The organism is Kitasatospora sp. NPDC032150 (assembly GCF_055579945.1).
The window spans coordinates 1-16812 of sequence record NZ_JBVIMH010000034.1 but is presented as its reverse complement, the minus strand read 5'-3'; the positions used below and the strand labels follow the sequence as shown (position 1 = coordinate 16812).

The 16812-nt window shown below is 71.5% G+C and carries 13 protein-coding genes; 5 read left to right on the top strand and 8 right to left on the bottom strand.

Annotated features, from left to right (window positions below):
- Window positions 1-22: 22 nt before the first annotated feature.
- Window positions 23-718: a FadR/GntR family transcriptional regulator gene (locus tag ACZ5ON_RS29305; RefSeq protein WP_465599019.1), complete on the bottom strand. Its 696-nt coding sequence runs from the start codon at window positions 716-718 to the stop codon at window positions 23-25.
- Window positions 719-856: 138 nt separating this feature from the next.
- Between ACZ5ON_RS29305 and ACZ5ON_RS29300 the strand changes: the two genes are divergently transcribed.
- A complete protein-coding gene (locus ACZ5ON_RS29300) occupies window positions 857-1387 on the top strand; it encodes a gluconokinase (RefSeq protein ID WP_465599017.1) in 531 nt (176 codons plus the stop codon).
- Between the two features lie 140 nt (window positions 1388-1527).
- Complete coding sequence (locus ACZ5ON_RS29295; RefSeq protein ID WP_465599015.1) at window positions 1528-2934, top strand: GntT/GntP/DsdX family permease; 1407 nt, start codon at window positions 1528-1530, stop codon at window positions 2932-2934.
- Between the two features lie 587 nt (window positions 2935-3521).
- Here ACZ5ON_RS29295 and ACZ5ON_RS29290 read toward each other — a convergent pair.
- The 5 genes from ACZ5ON_RS29290 to mmuM all read right to left on the bottom strand — a co-directional run bounded on the left by ACZ5ON_RS29290 (window position 3522) and on the right by mmuM (window position 9869).
- Window positions 3522-5117, bottom strand: a complete 1596-nt coding sequence (locus ACZ5ON_RS29290) for a glycerol-3-phosphate dehydrogenase/oxidase (protein ID WP_465599013.1) — start codon at window positions 5115-5117, stop codon at window positions 3522-3524.
- 197 nt (window positions 5118-5314) lie between these two features.
- Complete coding sequence (gene glpK / locus ACZ5ON_RS29285) at window positions 5315-6829, bottom strand: glycerol kinase GlpK (protein ID WP_465599011.1); 1515 nt, start codon at window positions 6827-6829, stop codon at window positions 5315-5317.
- Window positions 6830-6976: 147 nt separating this feature from the next.
- A complete protein-coding gene (locus ACZ5ON_RS29280; RefSeq protein WP_465599009.1) occupies window positions 6977-7696 on the bottom strand; it encodes an MIP/aquaporin family protein in 720 nt (239 codons plus the stop codon).
- A 356-nt stretch (window positions 7697-8052) separates the two neighbouring features.
- Complete coding sequence (locus ACZ5ON_RS29275; RefSeq protein ID WP_465599007.1) at window positions 8053-8817, bottom strand: IclR family transcriptional regulator; 765 nt, start codon at window positions 8815-8817, stop codon at window positions 8053-8055.
- 122 nt (window positions 8818-8939) lie between these two features.
- Complete coding sequence (gene mmuM / locus ACZ5ON_RS29270; protein WP_465599005.1) at window positions 8940-9869, bottom strand: homocysteine S-methyltransferase; 930 nt, start codon at window positions 9867-9869, stop codon at window positions 8940-8942.
- Between the two features lie 284 nt (window positions 9870-10153).
- On the opposite strand from mmuM, the gene ACZ5ON_RS29265 reads away from it, so the two are divergent.
- The 3 genes from ACZ5ON_RS29265 to ACZ5ON_RS29255 all read left to right on the top strand — a co-directional run bounded on the left by ACZ5ON_RS29265 (window position 10154) and on the right by ACZ5ON_RS29255 (window position 13898).
- Window positions 10154-11176, top strand: coding sequence for an NUDIX hydrolase (locus ACZ5ON_RS29265; protein WP_465599003.1), 1023 nt, complete (start codon window positions 10154-10156; stop codon window positions 11174-11176).
- Entirely contained in the window at window positions 11173-11730 is a 558-nt protein-coding gene (locus ACZ5ON_RS29260) for an NUDIX domain-containing protein (protein ID WP_465599001.1), read from the top strand. The genes ACZ5ON_RS29265 and ACZ5ON_RS29260 overlap by 4 nt, the downstream gene beginning before the upstream one ends.
- 149 nt (window positions 11731-11879) lie before the next feature.
- Window positions 11880-13898, top strand: a complete 2019-nt coding sequence (locus ACZ5ON_RS29255; RefSeq protein ID WP_465598999.1) for an acetoacetate--CoA ligase — start codon at window positions 11880-11882, stop codon at window positions 13896-13898.
- A 60-nt stretch (window positions 13899-13958) separates the two neighbouring features.
- On the opposite strand, the gene ptsP is transcribed toward ACZ5ON_RS29255, so the two are convergent.
- Together ptsP and ACZ5ON_RS29245 are read right to left on the bottom strand one after the other, a co-directional pair.
- Window positions 13959-15629 (bottom strand): phosphoenolpyruvate--protein phosphotransferase, encoded by a 1671-nt coding sequence (gene ptsP / locus ACZ5ON_RS29250; protein WP_465598997.1) that lies wholly within the window; start codon window positions 15627-15629, stop codon window positions 13959-13961.
- A gap of 183 nt (window positions 15630-15812) precedes the next feature.
- Window positions 15813-16262, bottom strand: coding sequence for a PTS sugar transporter subunit IIA (locus tag ACZ5ON_RS29245; protein ID WP_465598995.1), 450 nt, complete (start codon window positions 16260-16262; stop codon window positions 15813-15815).
- Window positions 16263-16812 lie beyond the last annotated feature (550 nt).

The following is a 16812-nucleotide window of genomic DNA, read 5'->3' as shown; positions in this document are numbered from 1 at the left end:
GCAGACGACCAGGCGGATACGGTCAGCCCAGGGTGGCGTCCAGCTCTTCGAGCGCCCCCACCACGATCGTGCGCATCGACTGCTCGGCCAGCTCCGCGTCGCCCGCGCAGATCGCGTCCGCCACCTCCCGATGCAGCCGAACCGCGTACGGCCTCGGCTGATGCGGCATCAGCTGGTGCTCCGTCCGGCCGGTCAGCACAGCGCCGACGGTGTCGCCGAGATGCGCGAACATCTCGTTCCCGGATGCCTTCAGGATGGTCGCGTGGAAGGCGATATCGTGCTTCAAGAAGGTCTTCAGATCGGCTGCGCGGGCGGTGACGGTCAGCTCGACGGCCAGCGCACTCAGCTCGCGCCGCTGGTTGTCGGTGGCGTGACGGGCCGCCAGTCCGGCGGCGGCCGGCTCGACCGCCACCCGCAGCGAGCCGAGCGAACGCAACTGGGCCGAGCGGTCCGCCCCGGCGAGCCGCCAGCGGATCACCATCGGGTCGAACACGTCCCAGCCCGACTTCGGCTGGACGGTGATGCCCACCCGGCGCTTGGGCGCGACCATCCGCATCGACTCCAGGATCCGCACCGCCTCGCGAACCACCGTGCGGGAGACGCCGTACCTGGCCTCCAGCTCCTCGCTGCGCAGCACCGTGCCGGCCGGGATCTCACCGGAGGCGATGGCTGGTCCGAGGTCTGCGAGGAGTCGGCCGGGCAGGCCCTGGATTTCCATCCGTCCAGGGTAGAGGGCGCAGCCCCGGCGGTAGATCGTCAGGCATAGAAAGTATGACGATTGCGTTTAGACCTCTTGAATAAGTCATATCTTTGCGTGATGGTTGCACCCGAGCAGGCAGAACAGGAGCACTACCCCATGGCTCTCAGCGTCGAGAACCAGCACCGGACCGCCCCCCGGCCCATCGTGGTCGTCATGGGTGTCTCCGGCGTCGGGAAGACCACCGTCGCCCGGCTGCTGGCCGAGCGGCTCGGCCTTCCCTACGCCGAGGCCGACGACTTCCACCCGCCCGCCAACATCGCCAAGATGACGGCGGGCATCCCGCTGGACGACGAGGACCGCGGGCCCTGGCTGCACGCGCTGGCCGACTGGCTCGGCGAGCGCGCCAAGGCGGGAACCGGCGGTGTGGTCACCTGCTCGGCGCTCAAGCGGCAGTACCGCGACATCCTGCGCACCGACTGCCCGGACGCCTTCTTCCTGCACCTCAGCGGCGGCCACGGCCTGATCGAGGACCGGCTCGCCCACCGCACCGGCCACTTCATGCCGTCCTCGCTGCTCGACTCCCAGTACGCCACCCTCGAACCGCTGCAGCCGGACGAGCGCGGCGCGGTACTGGACGTCACCCACACGCCCGCACAACTCGTCGAGATGGCCGAGGAACTGCTGTGACTCGCCCGCCCGCCCCCGGGCGTTCTTGACCCGCTTCGCACGCCTTCCGCTCCCGCACCCCTCGTTCCCGGTCGTCCGCCGCTCCGAGCGGTGGCACGCCCCGGGCCCGGGCGGCGGGAGCCCGTCAATGGAGACCTCGCGTGACCCCCACTCTCCTCGCGGCCGCCCCACCGGCCCTGCCGCACACCGGCAGTGATGGCCAACTCCTGGCAGCCGTGCTGCTCAGCATCGGTGTGATCGTGCTGCTGATCACCAAGCTGAAGCTGCACCCCTTCCTCGCGCTGACGCTCGGCTCCGGGTTGCTCGCCGCCGTCGCCGGAGCACCCTTCGATAAGCTGACCAGCAGCTTCGTCACCGGCTTCGGCGCCACCGTGAGCAGCGTCGGCCTGCTGATCGGCCTGGGCGCGATGCTGGGCAAGCTGCTCGCGGACTCCGGCGGGGCGAACATCATCGCCGACACCGTGTTGGCCCGCTCCGGCAAGCGGCTGCTGCCCTGGGCGATGGCGCTGATCGCGGCCGTGCTGGGGCTGCCGCTGTTCTTCGAGGTCGGTGTGGTGCTGCTGGTCCCGATCGTGCTGCTGGTCGCCCGGCGGGCGCCGCTCACGTACGGGGCGAGCGTCCCGGTGATCCGGATCGGCATCCCGGCGCTGGCCGGACTCTCCGTGCTGCACGGCCTGGTGCCGCCGCACCCGGGCCCGCTGGTCGCCGTCGACGCACTCAAGGCCGACCTCGGGGTGACCCTCGCCCTCGGCCTGCTGATCGCCGTGCCGACCCTGATCGTCGCCGGTCCGCTGTTCTCCCGCCTCGCCGAGCGCTGGGTCGGCCCGCTGAGCCTCCCGGCCGGGACCACCCCGCAGGAGAACGAGCGCCCCGAGCCCACTCCGCGGTTCGGCGCGGTGCTCGCCACCATCCTGCTGCCCGTCGTGCTGATGCTCGGCAAGGCCCTCGCCGACGTGGTGGTCGACGACCCCAAGGCCGGCATCCAGCGCTTCGTCGACTTCGTCGGCTCCCCGCTGATCGCCCTGCTCGCAGCCGTACTGCTGGGCATGCTGACCCTCGGCAAGGCCGCCGGCTTCGACAAGGCCCGGATCGCGGGCGCCGTCGAGAAGTCGCTCGGTCCGATCGCCGGCATCGTCTTCATCGTCGGCGCGGGCGGTGGCTTCAAGCAGACCCTGATCGACGTCGGCGTCGGCAACGCGGTCAGCACCTGGTCCGGCAAGTGGCACATCTCGGCGCTGCTGCTCGGCTGGCTGATCGCCGTACTGATCCGCCTCGCCACCGGCTCGGCCACCGTCGCCACCATCACCGCGGCCGGCATCGTCGCGCCGCTGGCCGCCGACATGTCGAGCACCCACGCGGCCCTGCTGGTGCTCGCGATCGGCGCCGGCTCGCTCTTCCTGTCGCACGTCAACGACGCCGGATTCTGGCTGGTGAAGGAGTACTTCGGGATGAGCGTCGGCCAGACGCTGAAGTCCTGGTCGATCATGGAGACGGTGATCTCGGTGGTCGCCATCGCCCTGATCCTCCCGCTCGGCCTGGTCGTCTAGCACCTCGCTGCCGGAGGCGTCCCGACGGGGCCGCAGGGCCGGCCCGGTGAGTGGACCGGCATCGAACTCCGCTGGGTGGTCCGGCAGCCCCAACTCAGGGATTCGCGAAGCAGATCCGCTTCGATCGCCTCGGCGTGCTCGCTCAGGAGCACGCCGAGGCCGCGACATTCCCGGGCTCATACAGGTCGCCGCGCCGTGGGCCCACCTGGCCGGGTCGGTGGAGTGGACCTTCGCGCCGTGCCGCCCCGGCTGCTCGAACCGACCGTCCCGCGCGGCAATCGCAGCAGACCGTCGTGACCTGCGCCGCTCGGCCGGCGAGGCCGAGCGGCTGTTCATCCGATGTCGGACGGTCCACTCATCTGAAGACGGACGGTCAGTTGATCCGATGTCGGACGGTCCACTCATCCGACATCGGAGCATCCGCCCATCCGACGTCGCACAGTCAGCTCATCTGACATGTGACCGTGTGTCGATCCGACAACGTCCCGGGCGCGCCGAAGGGCGGGTACCCACCTCCGGGTACCCGCCCTTCGACCGGTGGCTCAGAGCACCGGGCCCGAGCCCCTGGGCATACGGCCCTGCCGAGTTCAGCCCTGTCGGCGCTTCGACAGGAAGGCCTCGACCTGGTCCCGGATCTCCGGGGTGTCCAGGCCGCGCACCGTCATGGTGGTGCGGCGGCGCAGCACGTCGTCGGCGGTGTACGCCCACTCGCTGTCGGCGGCGTAGGCAACCTGCGCCCAGACGTCCGGGCCGTCCTCGTGGATCGGCTCGCCCAGTTCGGGGTTCTCGGCGATCAGGCGCGCGATCTCGAAGGAGAGCGTGCCGTAGTGGCTGGCCAGGTGCTTGGCGACCAGCGGGTCCATCCGCGAGCCCGGCTCGCGGTCGATCAGCAGGCGGTGCGCGACGGCGTTCGGGGTGCCGACACCCGGCAGCGGAACGGTGCGGGCGATCGGAGACATGTCGTCCGCCAGGCCGGTGCCGGAGACGTGCGCCAGCTTCTCCAGCACGGTGCGGCCGATGTGCCGGTAGGTGGTCCACTTGCCGCCGGCGACCGACAGCATGCCGCCGCGTCCCTCGGTGACGACCGTCTCGCGCTTGGCGGCGGCGGTGTCGCCCGGGCCACCGGGGAGCACACGCAGACCGGCGAAGGAGTAGGTGATCAGGTCGCGGTCGAGGTGCTCGTCGCGGATCGCGTGCGAGGCCTCGCCCATGATCTGGTCGATGTCCGCGTCGGTGGCGCGCACGTCGCGCGGGTCGCCGGTGTACTCCTCGTCCGTGGTGCCCAGCAGGACGTGATCCTCCCACGGGATGGCGAAGGAGACGCGGTACTTGTCGATCGGGATGGTCAGCGCGGCACGCCACGGGCTGCGGCGCTTGACCACCACGTGCGCACCCTTGGACAGGCGGATGCTGGGCGCGGCGCCCGCGTCCTCCATCTTGCGCAGGTGGTCGACCCACGGGCCGGTCGCGTTCAGCACCAGGCGGGCGTTCACACCGAACTCGCTGCCGTCCAGGCGGTCGCGGACCTCGGCACCGGTCACCCGGCCGCCGGTGAAGCGCAGACCGGTCACCTCGGCGTGGTTGAGCACCACGGCGCCCGCGTCCACGGCGGCGCGGACCGTCATCACGGCGACCCGCGAGTCGTTCATCTGGTGGTCGCCGTAGACCGCGACCGAGCGCAGGCCCTCGGTGCGCAGCGCGGGCACCTGCTGGGCGGCGTGCGCGGCGGTGGAGACCCGGCCCATGCCGTCACGGAAGGCGGACAGCGCGGAGTACAGGAAGACGCCCGCGCCGAGCTTGGTGGCGCCGTGCGGGCCGCCCTTGTAGACGGGGACGAAGAAGGTCAGCGGGTTGACCAGGTGCGGCGCCACGTCGGTGGCCAGCGCCCGGCGCTCCTTGTGGTTCTCGGCGACCAGCTTGACCGCACCGGTCTGCAGGTAGCGCAGACCGCCGTGGACCAGCTTGGAGGAGGCACTGGAGGTGGCACCGGCGAAGTCGCCCGCGTCCACCATGGCGACCTTGAGACCCGCCTGCGAGGCGGTCCAGGCCACGGCCGTGCCGAGGATGCCGCCGCCGATCACCAGCAGGTCGTAGGTCGCCTTGCCCAGCAGCTCACGGGTCTCGGCGCGGGAGGCGGTGCGTCCGGCGGTGCGCTCGGCGCCCAGGGTCGGAATGGTTGCCATGGTGTGTGTACGGCGCGCGGTGCGGGCGGCGCCGTGTCTCCTCTCGGTGTGCGGTGCGGCCTCTGCTGGGAGGCCGGGGGGACCGGCCCTGGTCACGGCCGGTTCCCTTGCGATGAAGCTCCGTCGGCGGCCCCGGGCGAGGCTTCCGACGAAGCACCGATGGCCGGCCGGGGCGTGGCGCCCCGACCGGCTTCGGTTCAGTCCTGCTCGTCTTCCTCCACCCAACCCATGGTGCGCTCCACGGCCTTGAGCCACTTCTTGTACTCACGCTCGCGGGTGGCGTCGTCCATGCGCGGCGTCCACTCGGCTGCGCGGTGCCAGTTGGCCCGCAGGGTGTCCAGGTCCGGCCAGAAGCCGACCGCGAGGCCGGCCGCGTACGCGGCGCCGAGCGCGGTGGTCTCGGCCACGTACGGGCGCTCGACCGGGGCGTTCAGGACGTCGGCGATGTTCTGCATGAGCAGGTTGTTGGAGGTCATGCCGCCGTCGACCTTGAGGGCGGTGAGCTCGACGCCGGAGTCCTTCTCCATCGCGTCGACGACCTCACGGGTCTGCCAGGCGGTGGCCTCCAGGACGGCCCGGGCGAGGTGGCCCTTGGTGACGTACCGGGTCAGACCGGCGATCACACCGCGGGCGTCGGAGCGCCAGTACGGGGCGAACAAGCCGGAGAAGGCGGGGACGAAGTAGGCGCCGCCGTTGTCCTCGACGGTGTTGGCGAGGGTCTCGATCTCGGCGGCGGTCGAGATGATGCCGAGCTGGTCGCGCAGCCACTGCACCAGCGAACCGGTGACGGCGATCGAGCCCTCCAGGGCGTAGACCGGCTTCTGGTCGCCGATCCGGTAGCCGACCGTGGTCAGCAGGCCGTGGTAGGAGTTGACGATCTTCTCGCCGGTGTTCAGCAGCAGGAAGGTGCCGGTGCCGTAGGTCGACTTGGCCTCGCCCTCGTCGAAGCAGGTCTGGCCGAACAGCGCGGCCTGCTGGTCACCGAGCGCCGAGGCGACCGGCACGCCCTCCAGGTCGCCGACCGCGTGGCCGTAGACCTCGGCGGAGGAGCGGATCTCCGGCAGGACGGTCATCGGCACCTCCATGGACTGGGCGATCTTCTCGTCCCACTCCAGGTTGTGCAGGTTCATCAGCATCGTGCGGCTGGCGTTGGTGACGTCCGTGACGTGCTTGCCGCCGTTGACACCACCGGTGAGGTTCCAGATGACCCAGGTGTCCATGGTGCCGAAGAGGATCTCGCCGCGCTCGGCGCGCTCGCGCAGGCCTTCGACGTTGTCCAGCAGCCAGCGGATCTTCGGGCCGGCGAAGTAGCTGGCCAGCGGCAGGCCGGTCTCGCGGCGGAAGCGGTCCTGGCCCACGTTGCGGCCCAGCTCGCGGCAGAGCGCTTCGGTGCGGGTGTCCTGCCACACCAGTGCGTTGTGCACGGGCTCGCCGGTGTGCTTGTCCCACAGGACGGTGGTCTCGCGCTGGTTGGTGATGCCGATCGCGCGGATGTCGTCCTTGGTGAGACCGGCCTTCTCCAGTGCGCCGCGGACCACGGACTGCACCCGGGTCCAGATCTCGGTGGCGTCGTGCTCGACCCAGCCCGGCTGCGGGAAGATCTGGCTGTGCTCCTGCTGGTCGACGGCGACGATCCGGCCGTCGGCGCCGAAGATGATGCAGCGGCTGGACGTGGTGCCCTGGTCGATCGCGGCGATGTAGTTGGCAGTCATTGGGATCCTCGGCTGAGTATGTGGTCCGAGGGGTGCCGCGCTGAGCGCGCCCTCGGAAGGGTGGAGGGTGACGGGCGGGTGCGGGTGACGCAGTCTCAGTCCCCGTCAGGGGATGCGGGGCAAACCCGGCGTGGTTCGGGGGCGAGGTCAGAACGCGGCGTGGTAGAGCGCACCGGCGAGCAGACCGCCGATGACCGGACCGACCACCGGGATCCAGGCGTACGACCAGTCCGAGCCGCCCTTGTTCGGGATCGGCAGCAGCGAGTGCACGATGCGCGGGCCGAGGTCGCGGACCGGGTTGATGGCGTAGCCGGTCGGGCCGCCGAGCGAGAGGCCGATGCCGACCACGGTGAACGAGGTGATCAGCACGCCCATGCCGGAGAGGCCGATGCCCTTGGTGAGGCCCTGGGTGAGGATCGCCATGCAGAGCACCAGGGTGCCGATGATCTCGGTGAGCAGGTTCTGGACCGGGTTCCGGATCTCGGGACCGGTCGAGAAGATGCCGAGCGTGGGCTCCTCGTTGGCCTGGAACTGGCCGAAGTAGGTGAGCCACACCAGCACGGCACCGATCATCGCGCCGAGCAGCTGGGAGCCGAGGTAGACCGGCACCTTGCTCCAGTCGCCGCTGTCGACGGCGAGGGCCAGGGTGACGGCCGGGTTGAGGTGGGCGCCGGACTTGGGGGCGACCATATAGGCGGCGATCATGACCGCGAAGCCCCAGCCGAAGGTGATGGCGAGCCAGCCGGCGTTGAGGGCCTTGGACTTCTTCAGCGTGACGGCGGCGCAGACGCCGCCGCCGAGCAGTATCAGGGCGGCTGTGCCGAGGGTTTCGCCGACGAAGATGTCGCCGTTGGAGAAGGCGGACACTGAGACTCCTTTGTCCGTATGGCGTCCGTGTTGCCCGGAGCAGGTGGGGGAGGGCGCGTCGCGGTGGGGGAGTCCGCAACGGGATGGGTGCGTCCCGTCCTTGGGCCGCACCCCGACGGTGGCGTTCCGGTCCTCACGGACGCCGTTCGACAATGTCGACCGTCATGCGGAAGAGCTTCCACCTCCCATCGCCCCTACGTCAAGACGGGGTGATACTCCTGTGATCCATCACTTGCAGTGATCGACCGACCCCCCGGAAATCGGGCTGCAAATGACGCGGAAACCCGACAGAACGACGAAGCGCGGACAGGCTCCAGCCTGTCCGCGCTTCGACACGCAGTGATGGGGACGCGGGGTCAGAAGCGACCGGCGCCCAGGTCCCGGGAGATCGCCCGTGCGGCGCTGCGCACGGAGGCGACCAGCGAGGGCCGGACGAACCCGTCCTCGCAGACCCGCTCCACCGCGCCGCTGATGCACACCGCGCCGACCGGATTGCGCCGCCGGTCCTGGATCAGTGCACCGATCGAGGCCACGCCCTCCCAGGTCTCCTCGATCGAGTCCGCCCAGCCGCGCTCGCGGATCAGCGCGCACTCCGCGTCCACGTCGGCCGGGTCGGTCAGGGTGCGCAGGGTGTACGACTCCAGCGGGCCCTCGCCCAACTCCCCGCGCGCCACCGGGTCGTAGGCCATCAGCACCTTGCCCAGCGCGGTGCTGTGCAGCGGCTGCATCGAGCCGACCTCAAGCACCTGGCGGGTGTCGTCGGGTCGGAAGACGTGATGGACGATCAGCACGCCCTGCTGGTGCAGCACGCCGAGATAGACCGTCTCGCCGGCCGCCCGGGCCAGGTCGTCGGCCCAGACCAGGGCGCGGGCGCGCAGCTCGTGCACGTCCAGATAGCTCTGGCCCAGCCGCAGCAGTTCCGCGCCCAGCTGGTACTTGCCGCTCTCCGGATCCTGCTCGACGAAACCCTCCTGCTGCAGCGTGCGCAGGATGCCGTGCGCTGTCCCCTTGGCCAGATCGAGCGCCGTGGCCACCTCGGACAGGCCGAGCCGACGCTCACCGCCGGCCAGCAGGCGCATGATCGCGGCGGCCCGGGAGAGCGACTGGATCGGGCCGGGCATGTTCACCTCCGCTGACTGGCGGTCGACATTGTCGACCGAGTGGTATCGCCATGAGTCTGCCAGGCCGATGGCCTGGCGCGCACGTTTCCCCGGAGTTGCGGTCGGCTTCACCGGGTGTGCAATCACCTCCGCAGGGCGCGTACGGCGTGCGCGAGCCCCGAGATCTGCGCCTCGCCCACCCGGCAGCAGCCGCCGACCAGCCGCGCGCCGTCGGCCACCCAGCCCGCCACGCGGTCCGGACGGAAGGTCGGCTCGCCCCGCCAGCCGCCGTCGGCCCAGCGCTCCCCGCTGTTCGGGTACACCACCACCGGCTTGCCGCTCACCTCGGCGGCGAGCCGCACCACCCGGTCCGCGTCCTGCGGGGTGCAGCAGTTCACGCCAACCGCCAGTACCTCGGGCACCCCGGCGGCCAGCGCGAACGCCTCCGCCAGCGGCTGTCCGGCCCTGGTCCGCTCCCCCTCAATACTGAACGACAGCCACGCGGGCACCCCGAGCCCGCCGAGCAGACCCAGCACCGCCTCGGCCTCGTCGGTGTCCGGGATCGTCTCCACCGCCAGCACGTCGGGGCCGGCTGCGGCCAGCGCCTCCAGCCTCGGCCGGTGGAACGCCGCCAGCTCCGCCACGCTCAGCCCGTACCTGCCCCGGTACTCCGAACCGTCCGCCAGCACCGCACCGTACGGACCCACCGACGCCGCCACCCACAGCGGCCGCCCCACCTCGGCCTGCCGCGCCGCCTCCCGGGCCAGTTCGACGCTCCGTGCCAGCAGCCGCCCGGCCGCCGCCCGGCCGACCCCGTGCCGGGCGAACCCCTCGAAGCTCGCCTGATAGCTGGCCGTGATCGCCACGCTCGCGCCCGCCCGGTAGTACCCCAGGTGGGCACCGGTGAGGGCCGCCGGATCGTCCGCGAGCAGCCGCGCCGCCCAGAGTTCGTCCGACAGGTCGTACCCGGCGTCCGACAACTGGTTGGACAGCCCGCCGTCGAGCACCAGCGGACCGGCCGCGAGCGCGGCGGCGAAGCTGCCCGAGGGGGCGGCGGGGGGAGTGGCGGACACGGCGACCTCCTGACAGTGCCAACTGTCTGCACTCTAGGACGCCCCAGGTCAGCCCCACCCACTAGCCCACCCACCAGCCCACCCACCAGCCCACCCACCGGGACCCCGCCCCCGTCTCCGCCCACCCCGCCGCCCCTCCGGTTCCTGCCGCGCCCGGGCCGCTCCCACCGCCGCCGACCGCCGGCCGGCATCCCCCGGAACGAAAACCGTTGGCCGGTTGTCAGAGCCGTGCGCTAGGTTCTGCTCAGTCGGAGAACGACCGGTTCCCCGGGGGGAGGCGCGGCATGTCAACACCACCGGTGGCAACGGAGCAGCAGTGGCTGGCGGCCTACCAACCGTCCGCCTACCCGCCGATCGCCGTCACCGTCGACGTCGTCGCGCTGACCTTGAGCCAGGGCAGGCTGCACGTCCTGCTCGTCCGACGCGGTGAGCCGCCCTTCCAGGGCTGCTGGGCACTACCCGGCGGCTTCCTCCGCGCCGGCGAGGAGAGCCTGGAGCAGGCCGCGGTCCGCGAACTCGCCGAGGAGACGGGCCTACGGCTCGGCACCGACCCGGGCACCGCACTGGGCCGGATCCACCTGGAACAGCTCGGTACCTACGGAGACCCGGGCCGCGACCCACGGATGCACGTCGTCTCGGTCGCGTACCTGGCCTTCGCCCCTGACCCGCCGGCCCCCCAGGCCGGCACCGACGCGGCAGCCGCCGCATGGCACCGGGTCGACTCGGTCGACCTCGCTGCCACCCGGGCCTCCGGCCCGTCCGCCGAGGCCCACGGGGGTGGCGTCGGCGGACGGGTCGGGGCCCGCTCCACCACCCCGACGACCGCCCGGGCCGCCACGGACGGCACCGCTACGACCGAGGGCCCCACCGCCGGCGAGGACACCACCGCACCTCAGGGCACCGACCCGGCCGAGCGCACCGCCGTCACCCTCGCCTTCGACCACGCCCGCATCCTCTCCGACGCCCTGGACCGCGCCCGCGCCAAACTCGAGTACAGCCCCCTGGCGACCGCCTTCCTCGGCCACGACTTCACCATCCCCGAGCTGCGCGCCGTCTACGAGGCGGTATGGGACGAGAAGCTCCACCCGGGCAACTTCCACCGCAAGGTCCTCTCCGTCCCCGGTTTCGTCGAGGGCACCGGCATCACCGCCGATCGCGGCGGAGCCCGCGGCGGCCCCCGGGCCCGCTGCTACCGGTCCGGCGACGCCCAGTACCTCCACCCACCGCTGCTCCGCCCCACCCGCGAGGGCGAACCGGCCGCACCAGGGTCCGCGGGCCACCCCGGGCCACTACCATCCACCCCATGACCACTCAGCAGGCCGACCATCCCGCCGAGCGCCGGCCCTTCGGTCCGGGCACGCACTGCCACTGGTGCGGCACGGCCTACCCGGCCGGCACCGTCGCCTGGCCCCGCACCTGCCCGGGCTGCGGTGAGATCAGCTACCGCAACCCGCTGCCCGTCGTGGTCACCCTGCTCCCCGTCAGCACCGCCGACGGCCAGGCCCTGACCGTCATCCGCCGCACCATCGAGCCCGGCTACGGCAAACTCGCCCTCCCCGGCGGCTACGTGGACTACGGCGAGAGCTGGCAGCAGGCCTGCGTACGCGAACTCCGAGAGGAGACCGGCATCGTGGCCGACGCCGAGCAGATCACCCTGGTCGCCACCGACTCCGATCGCGCCGGCGGCTTCCTCTGCCTCTTCGGCCTGCTGCCCGCACGCGACCTCGCCGGCCTGCCGCCCTCCGAACCCACCGACGAGACGGACGGCTGGCAGCTGATACCCGCCCCCGTCCAACTCGCCTTCCCCTTCCACACCCGAGTCTCCACGGCCTGGTTCCAGGGCGCTTACGCCCACCTCTGACCCGGCCCGTCCCGGCCCCCGCACCGCTACTACGCCCCAGGAGACCCTGGCGCAGCCGACGATCACATGGCATGGTCGGCACCGTCAGTGCCAGTCGGACGGGATCCGCCACAAGCACCCCCGTCCCCACCCCCGGCCGGGAGACCACCGTGAGCACCCCCACCCAGGACCAGCCCCTCTGGCGGCCCGACCCCGCTCGCGCCGCCGCCACCCAGCTGGTGGCCTTCCAGACCTGGGCCGCAGAGCACCACGGCGCCCCGGCCGAGCCCCTCGCCCCGACCACCGACGACGCCCAGGCCGCCGCCCGCTACGCTGCCCTGCACACCTGGTCCACCGAAGACCTGGAACGCTTCTGGACGGCCGTCACCCAGTGGTTCGACGTCCGCTTCTCCACCGCACCCGACACCGTCCTCGCCGGCCGATCCATGCCCGGCGCCCGCTGGTTCCCCGGCGCCCGCCTCAACTACGCCGAGCACGCCCTCCGTTACGCGGACGACCCGGCCCACGCCGACCGCCCGGCGATCCTCCACCTCGACGAGACCACCGAGCAGCCCACCGAACTCAGCTGGGCCGAGCTGCGCCGCCAGGTCGCCTCCCTCGCCGAGGCCCTCCGTGCCCAGGGCGTCCGCCCCGGCGACCGCGTCGGCGCCTACCTGCCCAATATCCCGCAGGCCGTGGTCGCCCTGCTGGCCACCGCCGCCGTCGGCGCCGTCTGGACTTCCTGCGCCCCCGACTTCGGCGCCCGCAGCGTCCTCGACCGCCTCCAGCAGATCGAGCCGGTGGTCCTGTTCACCGTCGACGGCTACCACTACGGCGGCAAGGACCACGACCGCACGGAGGTCGTCGCTGAACTCCGCCGTGAACTCCCCACCCTGCGAGCCGTCGTACACGTCCCGCTGCTCGGCGCCCCGGCCCCCGAAGGCGCCCTCCACTGGGACGGCCTGGTCGGCGCCGACACCGCGCCCGTCTTCGAACAGGTCCCCTTCGACCACCCGCTCTGGGTGCTCTACTCGTCCGGCACCACCGGCCTCCCCAAGGCCATCGTCCAGAGCCAGGGCGGCATCCTCGTCGAACACCTCAAGCAGGCCGCCCTGCACCTCGACCTCACCCCCGAGGACCGCTTCCTCTGGTACACCTCCACCGGCTGGATGATGTGGAACTTCCTCGTCGCCGGTCTCCTGGTCGGATCCACGATCGTCACCTACGACGGCAGCCCCGGCCACCCCGACACCGAAGCCCTCTGGTCCGTCGCCGCCCGCACCCGCGCCACCGTCCTCGGCACCTCCGCCGCCTACGTGATCGCCAGCCGCAAGGCGGGACTTCACCCCGGCCGCGACCTTGACCTCGGCGCGGTACGCTGCATCGGCACCACCGGCTCCCCGCTTCCGCCCGACGGCTTCCAGTGGATCTACGACGAGGTCAAGCAGGACGTCTGGCTCGCTTCCGTCAGCGGTGGCACCGATGTCTGCAGTTGCTTCGTCGGCGGCGTCCCCACCCTCCCGGTGTACCTCGGCGAGATCCAGGCCCCCTGCCTGGGCGCCGCCGTCGCGTCCTGGGACGTCCAGGGACACCCCCACACCGACCAGGTCGGCGAACTGGTCGTCACCAAGCCGCTCCCGTCCATGCCCACCGGCTTCTGGAACGACCTCGACGGCCGCCGCTACCAAGACAGTTACTTCGACATGTACCCGGGCGTCTGGCGCCACGGCGACTGGATCACCACCACCTCCCGGGGCACCGTCGTCATCCACGGCCGCTCCGACTCCACCCTCAACCGCCAGGGAGTCCGGATGGGCTCCTCGGACATCTACGAGGTCGTCGAGCGGCTGCCCGAGATCGCCGAATCCCTGGTCATCGGCCTGGAGGAAGCCGGCGGCGGCTACTGGATGCCGCTCTTCGTCGTCCTCGCCCCCGGCGCCGAACTCGACGACGCCCTCCGCGCCCGCATCCGCACCTCCCTGCGTGAACAACTCTCCCCGCGCCACGTCCCCGACGAGGTCATCGCGGTCAAGGGCCTCCCGCACACCCTCACCGGCAAGCGGATCGAGGTCCCGGTCAAGCGGCTGCTCTCCGGCACCCCCCTCGACCAGGCGGTCAACCCCGGCTCCGTCGACAACCTCGACCACCTGCGCTTCTTCGAGACCCTCGGCCGCGAACGCCGCGCCTGACCGCACCTTGCGACGCGAGAGGGGCGTCCCTCACCAGGGGCGCCCCTCTCACCGCTCACCTCATTCGCCGGACAACACCTGCTGCGCCGCGGCCCGCGCCTCCTCGGCGGTGTCGGCGGCCCGCGCCGCCTCGGCCGCCCGCCGGCACTGTGCCAGCGTGTACTTGGCCAGTGCGGTGCGCACATACGGAATCGACGCCGCACCCATCGACAGGCTGGTCACTCCGAGACCGGTCAGCACACAGGCCAGCAGCGGGTCGGACGCGGCCTCACCGCAGACACCGCAGCTCTTGCCGGTGGCCCGGCCCGCGTCCGCGGCGGCGGCGATCAAGTCGAGCAGCGCCGGCTGCCACGGGTCCTGCAGCCGCGCCAACGCACCCACCTGACGGTCGGCCGCGAAGGTGTACTGCGAAAGGTCGTTGGTCCCAAGCGACAGGAACTCGACCTCCTGCAGGATCGAGCGGGCCCGCAGCGCAGCCGACGGAATCTCCACCATCGCACCGAACTTGGCCCCCAGCCCGGCCTCCCGGCAGGCCTCGGCGAACGCCTTGGCGTCCAGCCGGTCGGCCACCATCGGCGCCATCACCTCAAGGTGCACCGGCAGCCCCTCGGCAGCCTTGGCCAGCGCCCGGAGTTGGCCTCGCAGCACCTCGGGGTGGTCCAGCAACGTACGCAGGCCGCGCACACCCAGCGCCGGGTTCGGCTCGTCCGCCGGGGTCAGGAAGTCCAGTGGCTTGTCCGCGCCGGCATCCAGCACCCGCACCACGACCCGGCTCTCCGGGAAGGCCTCCAGCACCTTGCGGTAGGCCTCGACCTGGTCCTCCTCGCTCGGCGCCTTCGCCGAGTCGTCGAGGAACAGGAACTCGGTGCGGAACAGTCCGACACCCTCCGCGCCCGCTTCCAGCGCGGCCGGCAGGTCGGCCGGCCCACCGACATTGGCGAGCAGCGGCACCTTGTGCCCGTCGGAGGTCTGCCCCGGACCGGACGAGGCCGCCAGGGCGGCCTTCCGCTCGGACGCGGTCTTCCGCAGCTCAGCCTTCTTCTCCTCGGACGGGTCGACCAGCACCTCGCCGGTGCTGCCGTCCACCGCCACCAGCCGTCCCTCGGCCAGACCGGTCGCACCCGGCAGCGCGACGACGGCCGGAACTCCCATGGCCCGCGCCAGAATTGCACTGTGGCTGGTCGGCCCACCCTCCTCGGTCACGAAACCGAGCACCAGCGTCGGGTCCATCAAGGCGGTGTCGGCCGGCGCGAGGTCCCGGGCGAACAACACGTACGGCTCGTCGCTGTCCGGCACGCCCGGCATCGGCACACCCATCAGCCGGGCGACGATCCGGTTGCGGACGTCGTCCAGGTCGGCGACCCGCCCGGCCAGGTAGTCACCCGCCGCCGACAACAGCGCCCGGTACGCGGCGAAGGCGTCGTACACCGCGCGCTCCGCACTGCTGCCGACCGTGATCCGCCGGCTGACGTCGGCCATCAGCTCGGGGTCCTGCGCCATCAGCGCCTGCGCTTCCAGCACGGCCTGGGCCTCGCCGCCGGCCAGGTTGCCACGAGCGATCAGATCCGCCGCCACCGCGTCAACGGCCGCCTGCGCACGAGCCTGCTCACGCGGCGCGTCCTCGGTCGGAATCTGAGTGGTGGGCGGTTCGAGAGCCGCAGTACCCATGTGCCGGATCTGGCCGATCGCGACACCATGGCTGACACCTACGCCGCGCAGTGCCTGTTCCATCTTCTTGAGTTCCTTTCACCCGCAATCCGGCCACGCGCCGCTCCTGTTGGCACTCGTCGGGACCGGACCGGGCTCGTCCGTCTCTGGGGTCACTACGGGTGGTGGCCGCTCCGCGGCCCGATAGTGCGGTGCGCCGTCCCACACGAGTTGGAGGGACGGCGCACGGTGCGCGTGTACCCGGAATCAGTTCCAGGTGAACAGCTCGCCGCCGATGGCGACCTCACCGCCCTCGACAACCTCACCGAGCTGCTCGGCGGACGCCTCCAGCGCGACGATCGGCGAGATCGGGGACTTGCCAGCCGCCTCGACGGCCGCCGGGTCCCACTTGATGACCGGCTGACCACGCTTCACCTGGTCGCCCTTGCTGACCAGCAGCTCGAAGCCCTCGCCGTTCAACTGCACGGTGTCGATCCCGAGATGGACCAGCACACCGTGGCCGTCCGCATCCATCACCACGAACGCGTGCGGGTGCATCGACACCACCAGACCGTCCACCGGCGCCACCGCCGCAGTGGGCTCCCGGACCGGGTCGACGGCGGTGCCGGGACCCACCATGGCGCCGGCGAAAACGGGGTCGGGCACATTGGCCAGCCCGACAGCGCGACCGGCCAGCGGCGAGGTCACAGTGGTCATGGTGGAGCCTCCCAAGTACGGAGCACATCGTGCCGCCGCGGGCAGCGACGGAGACATCGATTGAAGCGTAAATCATGCGAAGTTGGGACATATCGCAAGAGTCCCGCGGGTGGAAACATCAGCGTCCCGCCCGGCCGCCGGCAGGGCACCCACACCGATGAGACCGGCCCGCAGCCCAGACGGCGATGATCCCCGCGAGCTCAAGTGGTCTAGTCCTCTTGCTCGATGCGCCGCACTCTACGGCATGCGGGCAGCCCCCGACGATCGAGGCGACCGGCGCCTCGGGCGGGCGCCCCGCGTCCGACCGAGTGACAGTGCCCGCGTCCCGATTAGGCGCTGGCGCCAGAAGGGGCTATCGTTGCTCAGGTCGCCGCGCTTCAGTGGTGAACGGAGCAAGTCGGATCGGTAAACACCTGGTCAACGCCGGGAAAACAGATCTGCTAAGCTGGAAGCATGAAAGAACGAAGCGCCCGGAGGGTCCGCTGGAAGGCGGCCTGAAGGAAGCGTCCGTTCCTTGAGAACTCAACAGCGTGCCAAAAGTCAACGCCAG

Coding starts and splice junctions, on each gene's coding strand:
- ACZ5ON_RS29305 (WP_465599019.1), bottom strand. CDS start 718: ATGGAAATCCAGGGCCTGCCCGGCCGACTCCTCGCAGACCTCGGACCA.
- ACZ5ON_RS29300 (WP_465599017.1), top strand. CDS start 857: ATGGCTCTCAGCGTCGAGAACCAGCACCGGACCGCCCCCCGGCCCATC.
- ACZ5ON_RS29290 (WP_465599013.1), bottom strand. CDS start 5,117: ATGGCAACCATTCCGACCCTGGGCGCCGAGCGCACCGCCGGACGCACC.
- glpK (WP_465599011.1), bottom strand. CDS start 6,829: ATGACTGCCAACTACATCGCCGCGATCGACCAGGGCACCACGTCCAGC.
- ACZ5ON_RS29275 (WP_465599007.1), bottom strand. CDS start 8,817: ATGCCCGGCCCGATCCAGTCGCTCTCCCGGGCCGCCGCGATCATGCGC.
- ACZ5ON_RS29265 (WP_465599003.1), top strand. CDS start 10,154: ATGTCAACACCACCGGTGGCAACGGAGCAGCAGTGGCTGGCGGCCTAC.
- ACZ5ON_RS29260 (WP_465599001.1), top strand. CDS start 11,173: ATGACCACTCAGCAGGCCGACCATCCCGCCGAGCGCCGGCCCTTCGGT.
- ptsP (WP_465598997.1), bottom strand. CDS start 15,629: ATGGAACAGGCACTGCGCGGCGTAGGTGTCAGCCATGGTGTCGCGATC.
- ACZ5ON_RS29245 (WP_465598995.1), bottom strand. CDS start 16,262: ATGACCACTGTGACCTCGCCGCTGGCCGGTCGCGCTGTCGGGCTGGCC.